This is a genomic window from Rahnella sp. 1L-D-7-B-C2 (genome assembly GCF_057290995.1).
On the sequence record NZ_JBXAVQ010000035.1, the window covers coordinates 1 to 6718 of the forward strand.

The 6718-nt window shown below is 52.0% G+C and carries 8 protein-coding genes and 1 pseudogene; 7 read left to right on the forward strand and 2 right to left on the reverse strand.

From position 1 onward, the window contains the following. A partial coding sequence (locus AC0Z7K_RS24170) for an IS1 family transposase (protein WP_001401901.1) occupies positions 1–80 on the forward strand: 80 nt, incomplete at its 5' end. A 13-nt stretch (positions 81–93) separates the two neighbouring features. Here the strand turns inward: AC0Z7K_RS24170 and AC0Z7K_RS24175 are convergent. Continuing rightward, positions 94–1077: pseudogene (locus AC0Z7K_RS24175) on the reverse strand (DUF4158 domain-containing protein); the annotation flags it as partial. A 159-nt stretch (positions 1078–1236) separates the two neighbouring features. Here AC0Z7K_RS24175 and AC0Z7K_RS24180 point away from each other — a divergent pair. The 3 genes from AC0Z7K_RS24180 to AC0Z7K_RS24190 all read left to right on the forward strand — a co-directional run bounded on the left by AC0Z7K_RS24180 (position 1237) and on the right by AC0Z7K_RS24190 (position 3512). Then, complete coding sequence (locus tag AC0Z7K_RS24180) at positions 1237–1815, forward strand: recombinase family protein (protein ID WP_004206571.1); 579 nt, start codon at positions 1237–1239, stop codon at positions 1813–1815. A gap of 175 nt (positions 1816–1990) precedes the next feature. Further along, on the forward strand, positions 1991–3196 hold the full coding sequence (gene chrA / locus AC0Z7K_RS24185) for a chromate efflux transporter (protein ID WP_004206572.1): 1206 nt from the start codon (positions 1991–1993) through the stop codon (positions 3194–3196). Positions 3197–3206: 10 nt separating this feature from the next. Beyond that, positions 3207–3512 (forward strand): PadR family transcriptional regulator, encoded by a 306-nt coding sequence (locus AC0Z7K_RS24190; RefSeq protein WP_004206574.1) that lies wholly within the window; start codon positions 3207–3209, stop codon positions 3510–3512. Between the two features lie 128 nt (positions 3513–3640). Here the strand turns inward: AC0Z7K_RS24190 and arsH are convergent, their stop codons facing one another. Continuing rightward, positions 3641–4339, reverse strand: coding sequence for an arsenical resistance protein ArsH (gene arsH / locus AC0Z7K_RS24195; protein WP_016151343.1), 699 nt, complete (start codon positions 4337–4339; stop codon positions 3641–3643). Between the two features lie 85 nt (positions 4340–4424). Here arsH and AC0Z7K_RS24200 point away from each other — a divergent pair, with 85 nt between their 5' ends. The 3 genes from AC0Z7K_RS24200 to arsC are packed head-to-tail and all read left to right on the forward strand — an operon-like array spanning position 4425 to position 6517. Further along, positions 4425–4745: a transcriptional regulator gene (locus tag AC0Z7K_RS24200; protein WP_143992698.1), complete on the forward strand. Its 321-nt coding sequence runs from the start codon at positions 4425–4427 to the stop codon at positions 4743–4745. Between the two features lie 44 nt (positions 4746–4789). Continuing rightward, entirely contained in the window at positions 4790–6079 is a 1290-nt protein-coding gene (locus tag AC0Z7K_RS24205) for an arsenic transporter (protein ID WP_032409266.1), read from the forward strand. 12 nt (positions 6080–6091) lie between these two features. Continuing rightward, positions 6092–6517 (forward strand): glutaredoxin-dependent arsenate reductase, encoded by a 426-nt coding sequence (arsC, locus tag AC0Z7K_RS24210; protein ID WP_023316432.1) that lies wholly within the window; start codon positions 6092–6094, stop codon positions 6515–6517. Positions 6518–6718 lie beyond the last annotated feature (201 nt).

The following is a 6718-nucleotide window of genomic DNA, read 5'->3' on the forward strand; positions in this document are numbered from 1 at the left end:
AGTCGCTGTCGTTCTCAAAATCGGTGGAGCTGCATGACAAAGTCATCGGGCATTATCTGAACATAAAACACTATCAATAAGTTGGAGTCATTACCGCTTCAGTTTACTCTGAATCAGCTTTCCCGTTTGCTGGAGTCGCTCGGCCTGAGTACGTTTTGCCCTGCTGAACAGACTACTCAGAATACGCTCGTGCAGATCAATAACTTCGTCAGTCAGGGTGGATCTGGCCTCCGATATGATACAAACCAGCGAGGCATAACGGCGAACATCCGTGAATCTTGCCAGATCCCGGCTATTCATTTTCCTGCCTTCGCGTGCGAGTTTCAGGAGTCGGTTCTGGTGAACGGAAAGTGCAATGCCGTCAGGGAGTACCAGCGACTCAATCGCATTTAACCGGTCGATATGTTGCAGGACATTTTTACCATTAATTTTTCCCGGAGGCTGGAGCAGCCAGGCCAGCCGTGAAGGTTGCTCACCCTCAGATACCAACAGACGGTCCAGTGCCGCTTTATGCCCTGGTTCAAGCTGCGCGGTAAGCGCAGAAAAAACCGCCCTGTCGGCAAGTGTTGTTGCTTCGGCCAGGGTTCGTTCGATCACTTCAACAGAGGGGAAAATAACCTTATTATTGTGGAGCCAGGAGAGCATTTCCTCCGCAAGTAAAAAACCTCTGTCTGTCCGCATGGCGTGGGGATAAAGGTGGCGAATACAGGTTTTTTGCAGCGCCCGGTTAAAAGGGGATAATTCCAGGTAGCGGTAGAGTTCAGCCAGATGTTCCCAGCGGGTGACCTCTCTTGATGCATACTCGGCCCACAAATCAGACTGGACTTTCAAATGAGCCGCCAGCCTGAAGACAACACCGTCGTGAGGTGAAATACTTTTGTCGGGAGGAAACCCTGGTCCTCGCAAATAACAGAGTAAAACTGCAAAGCCCAGACGGTTAGCTGGCCTGCGGTGTTTATTAATGAGCGCGAGGTCATGTTCACTCAGAAAGCACATGCGCGTCAGAAATACGTCATCATCCGGCACAATCAACAAGCGTTCTTTTTCTTCACTACTGAGTATTTGTCTCCGTGGCATAAATGCTTCCTCTGCATATAGTTTATATGAGTTATCGCTTTAAACTGACCGAAACCGGTCGGTTTCGTACGCCTCGCAAACAATATGTCCGAAAGTCAGCGAAATTTGTTTCGTACATACGTTATAATTCGGACACCCTTTGCGTACGGAAAGTTTCCTATGTCACGAGTTTTTGCCTACTGTCGGGTCTCCACTCTGGAACAGAATACAGAAAACCAGCGCCATGAAATTGAAGCGGCGGGTTTTGCCATCAGACCCCAGCGGCTGATTGAGGAACATATAAGTGGTTCGGTTGCTGCCAGCGAAAGACCAGGGTTCATCCGGTTGCTTGATCGAATGGAAAGCGGTGACGTATTGATTGTCACCAAACTTGACCGACTCGGCCGTAATGCGATGGATATCCGAAAAACAGTTGAACAACTGGCTACTTTAGATATCCGTGTTCATTGTCTCGCTCTCGGAGGTGTGGATTTAACCAGCCCGGCCGGAAAAATGACTATGCAGGTGATTTCAGCTGTGGCTGAGTTTGAGAGGGATCTGCTGATTGAACGCACACATTCAGGGATTTCTCGGGCAAGATCAGCCGGGAAACGCTTCGGTCGTCCGCCCATCTTGAGCGAGGAGCAAAAAAAAATAGTGTCAGAGCGCCTTAATTCCGGGGCCAGTATCAGTGCGGTTGCCAGAGAATTTAATACCACCCGGCAAACCATACTCCGGGTAAAAGCAGGACAGCAATAATACTGAATGTGAATAAAGCCCATAACTGGCCAGGCAGTTGAAACTGTTCTTGAAGTAAACATCTGGAAAGCATGAAACATCATTCTATCCACAGGGAGCAGTGGCTATTATAATCGAATTTCGATAACGAAATTCGATTATAATAGCCAATAAAACCAGCAATCAGGATCTGACCATGAACGATACTGCCAGGAATGATCACAGCCCCTGGGCTGTCTTTCTGATTTTCTTCCGACTTGGCCTGACATCCTTCGGCGGCCCAATTGCCCATCTGGGTTACTTCCGCGATGAGTTTGTGACGCGACGGCAGTGGTTGACCGAGCGCAGCTATGCAGATTTGGTCGCTCTGTGCCAGTTCCTTCCGGGACCAGCAAGCAGTCAGGTTGGTATAGCGCTCGGGCTGTCCCGGGCCGGTTATACCGGGGCGCTGGCAGCATGGGCCGGCTTCACGCTACCGTCAGCAGTTGCACTGATCCTGTTTGCGCTGGGGATGACCAGTTACGGGGATGTGATGCCCTCTGGTGTATTGCATGGGCTGAAAGTGGTAGCCGTTGCGGTGGTCGCGCAAGCTGTATGGGGCATGGCCCGAAATCTTTGCCCGGATATACCGCGTATTACTGTCATGGCAGTGGCAACCTGCTTTGTGCTTCTTGTGCCATCGGCCTGGGGACAGGTGGGAGTAATCGTCACTGCGGCTGTCACTGGCATGTTACTGTTCAAACCTCAGCAGACGACGGTACATGATCCGCTGCCCGTTTCAATACGGCGTCGCGTCGGATTGTTCTGGCTCACGCTGTTCTTTGTGCTACTGACAGGGTTACCATTGCTGACGGCGATATTCCCAAATCCGACGCTGTTAATGGTAGAAACTTTCTACCGGACCGGATCACTGGTTTTTGGTGGCGGGCATGTCGTGCTGCCATTACTGCAGACTGAAGTCGTTCCTTCTGGCTGGGTCAGCACTGATACATTCCTGGCTGGCTACGGCGCTGCCCAGGCCGTTCCTGGACCGTTGTTCACTTTTGCAGCCTTTCTCGGGGCTTCGATGAACCAGGTGCCTTCTGGCTGGCTGGGTGGTCTGGTTTGTCTGCTGGCAATTTTCGCACCGTCCTTCCTTCTGATTGTGGGAGCATTGCCGTTCTGGGAAAGTCTGCGCCGCAATATCCGTACACAAGCAGCGTTGCAGGGTATTAATGCAGCCGTAGTTGGCCTTCTGCTGGCAGCTCTCTATCAACCAGTATGGACGAGCGCAGTTCTCGCTCCGCAAGATTTCGGCCTTGCCCTTGTGGCACTGGTCGCTCTGATGTTCTGGAAACTGCCGCCGTGGCTGGTCGTAGTGAGTTGCGGTGTTGCGGGTTGGTTGTTGAGTTTAGCACTGTGAGGTTCCGGGCGTGACCGACAAAGATCTTTACGGCGGGATGATCCGTTTGCACATCCTGCATCATGCAGCCAAAGAACCCGTCTTTGGTCTGGGCATCATTGAGGAATTGCGACACCACGGTTATCAACTCAGCCCGGGTACCCTGTATCCGATGCTGCACGGTATGGAAAAGAAGGGGTATCTCACCTCACGACATGTTCAGGCCGGTCGACGAAGTCGGCGAGTATATGAAATCACCGGACAAGGGCACATAGCGCTAACGGACGCCAGAAACAGGGTGAAAGAGCTGTTCGGTGAACTTGTTGAAGGCAAATGATATGCCTATGGTTTTAGTCCGGTCTGCCGTCTTCTGAAAACGACAGACACATGTAAGATTATCCGCTGCCTGGCAGAAGGAGACTTTGTGAAAACGCTCATGGTGTGTATTTATACGATCAGAAGGCGTTATATTTTTTCCTGATTGACGCGGTACGAAAGTTCCTGATGACTCTCTTTTCGTTCGCTGTAGCGATCTGCAAGGTAGCTGGTTTGTCCCCTGAGCAGCAACGTAATTTTAAACAACTCCTCTGCGACATCTACGATACGGTCGTACCATGAGGACGGCTTCATCCTTCCGTTCTCATCAAATTCCTGCCAGGCTTTCGCCACCGAGGACTGGTTGGGAATTGTGAACATCCGCATCCAGCGGCCCAGAATGCGCATCTGGTTCACGGCATTGAAGGACTGCGAACCGCCGCAAACCTGCATCACTGCAAGTGTCTTGCCCTGCGAAGGACGAACCGCGCCTTCACTCAACGGTATCCAGTCGATCTGCGCCTTCATCACCGCGCTCATAGCCCCGTGCCGTTCCGGCGAGCTCCACACCATCCCGTCACACCATCTGACCAGCCCGCGTAGCTCGGAGACTTTAGGGTGCGTATCCGGGGCATCATCCGGCAGGGGTAAACCGGAGGGGTTAAAGAATTTCACCTCCGCGCCCATCGCCGTCAGCAGGCGACCTGCTTCCTCCGCGGCAAAGCGACTGTAGGAGCGCTCCCTTACTGAGCCATACAGGATCAGAATCCGTGGGGGCTCCTGCAGGTGCAGACGTTCGGCAATATGTTGATCAAAACAGTCAGTATTCAGGGCTGGAAATTGTTCCATTTTTCTCCTCCGGAGAGAACAGGTGATTTTAAAGTTAATATATATGATCTAACATATGTGTATTCTAAAGGGAACGGAGTGAAAAATGCTACAACCTGTTCAGCTTTTCAAAATCCTGTCGGATGAAACACGGCTAGCCATCGTCATGCTTCTCCGTGAGTCCGGAGAATTGTGCGTCTGCGATATCTGCGTTGCCACCTCCGAATCGCAGCCCAAAATTTCGCGACATATGGCTATCCTTCGCGAGGCTGATCTGGTTCTTGACCGTCGGGAAGGCAAATGGATCCACTATCGTCTGTCACCCCAGATTCCGGCGTGGGCAGCAGAGACAATCACGACGACCTGGCAGTGTCTGCGCGAGGATGTACGTGAATGGCTGGACAAATCAGCCTGCACCTCCTGCTGAGGCAGGAAAACATATTTACAAAATCATATATGATGGGGTCTGAGATGCTTTTGGCAGGGAGTATATTTTTACTGACGCTGGTACTGGTGATCTGGCAACCCAGAGGCCTGAGTATTGGCTGGAGCGCGAGTATCGGGGCTGTGCTGGCGCTGGGAACCGGTGTCATCCATATCGCTGATATTCCCGTTGTCTGGAATATCGTCTGGAACGCGACAGCGGCATTTATTGCGGTCATCATCATCAGCCTGCTGCTCGATGAGTCCGGCTTCTTTGAATGGGCCGCACTGCACGTCTCCCGCTGGGGTAACGGACGTGGCCGCCTGCTGTTCACCTGGATAGTCTTGCTCGGTGCCGCTGTTGCTGCTTTGTTCGCCAATGATGGCGCCGCGCTGATCCTGACGCCGATTGTGATTGCGATGCTGCTCGCACTGGGGTTCAGCCAGGGCACGACACTGGCCTTTGTCATGGCTGCAGGATTTATTGCAGATACGGCCAGCCTGCCACTCATTGTTTCTAACCTGGTGAATATCGTCTCGGCGGACTTCTTCGATCTGGGCTTTACGCAGTACGCCTCCGTTATGATCCCCGTGGATGCGGCAGCGATTGCGGCCACGCTGATCATGCTGCATCTCTTCTTCCGCAGGGATATTCCGGCAACGTATGACGTTTCGCTGCTGAAGACGCCTGCCAGTGTGATAAAGGATGCGGCAACGTTCAGGGCGGGCTGGATTGTCCTGTTATTGCTGCTTGTCGGTTTCTTCGTTCTGGAGCCGCTGGGGATCCCTGTCAGCGCGATAGCAGCTGCTGGCGCAGCAGTACTGTTTATCGTGGCGAAAAGAGGTCATGGCATCAACACAGGGAAAGTCCTGCGCAGTGCGCCATGGCAGATCGTGATTTTTTCGCTGGGCATGTACCTGGTGGTCTATGGCCTGCGCAATGCCGGGCTCACGGAGTATCTGTCTGGTGTACTGAACCTGCTGGCAGAAAAGGGGTTATGGGCAGCAACGTTCGGCACCGGCTTCCTGACCGCGTTCCTGTCGTCGGTGATGAACAATATGCCGACGGTGCTGATTGGCGCGCTGTCGATTGACGGGAGTACGGCGACTGGCGTCGTCAAAGAGGCAATGATTTATGCCAACGTGATTGGCTGCGATTTAGGCCCGAAAATCACCCCGATTGGCAGTCTGGCAACCCTGCTTTGGCTGCATGTGCTTGCCCAGAAAAATATAACGATCACCTGGGGTTATTACTTCCGCACCGGCATTATCATGACTCTGCCCGTGCTGTTTGTCACTCTGGCCGCGCTGGCGTTGCGGCTTTCCATCACTTTGTAATGAGATAAAGATATGAGCAACATTACCATCTATCACAACCCGGCCTGCGGCACTTCACGCAACACGCTGGAGATGATCCGTAACAGCGGTAACGAACCGACCATTATTTATTATCTCGATACGCCACCGACCCGTGATGAGCTGATTAAACTTATTTCAGATATGGGAATTACGGTGCGTGCATTGCTGCGTAAGAATGTTGAGCCTTATGAACACCTGGGCCTTGATGAAGAGAAATTCAGTGATGAGCAGTTGATTGATTTTATGCTTCAACATCCGATCCTGATTAATCGGCCGGTAGTCGTTACGCCGCTTGGCACTCGTCTTTGCCGCCCTTCAGAAATAGTGCTGGATATTCTACCTGAAGGTCAGAAAGGAGCGTTTACCAAAGAGGACGGCGAAAAGGTCATTGACGAAACGGGGAAGCGGGTTAAGTAACCTGTTTTTTTCGTCTCATTTTTATCGTATTCGGGTGTCTGTCTGTACCATGCAGACGCTCGCTTTTTGTAATGCCAGCTAAAGAAACAGGCTTAACGTAGGATATTTAATGAGATGGTCACTCCCTCCTTCCCGGTACTATGCTGAGGATAGGCTTTCATTCGGAGAACTATCATGGAAAACATTGCGCTCATTGGTATC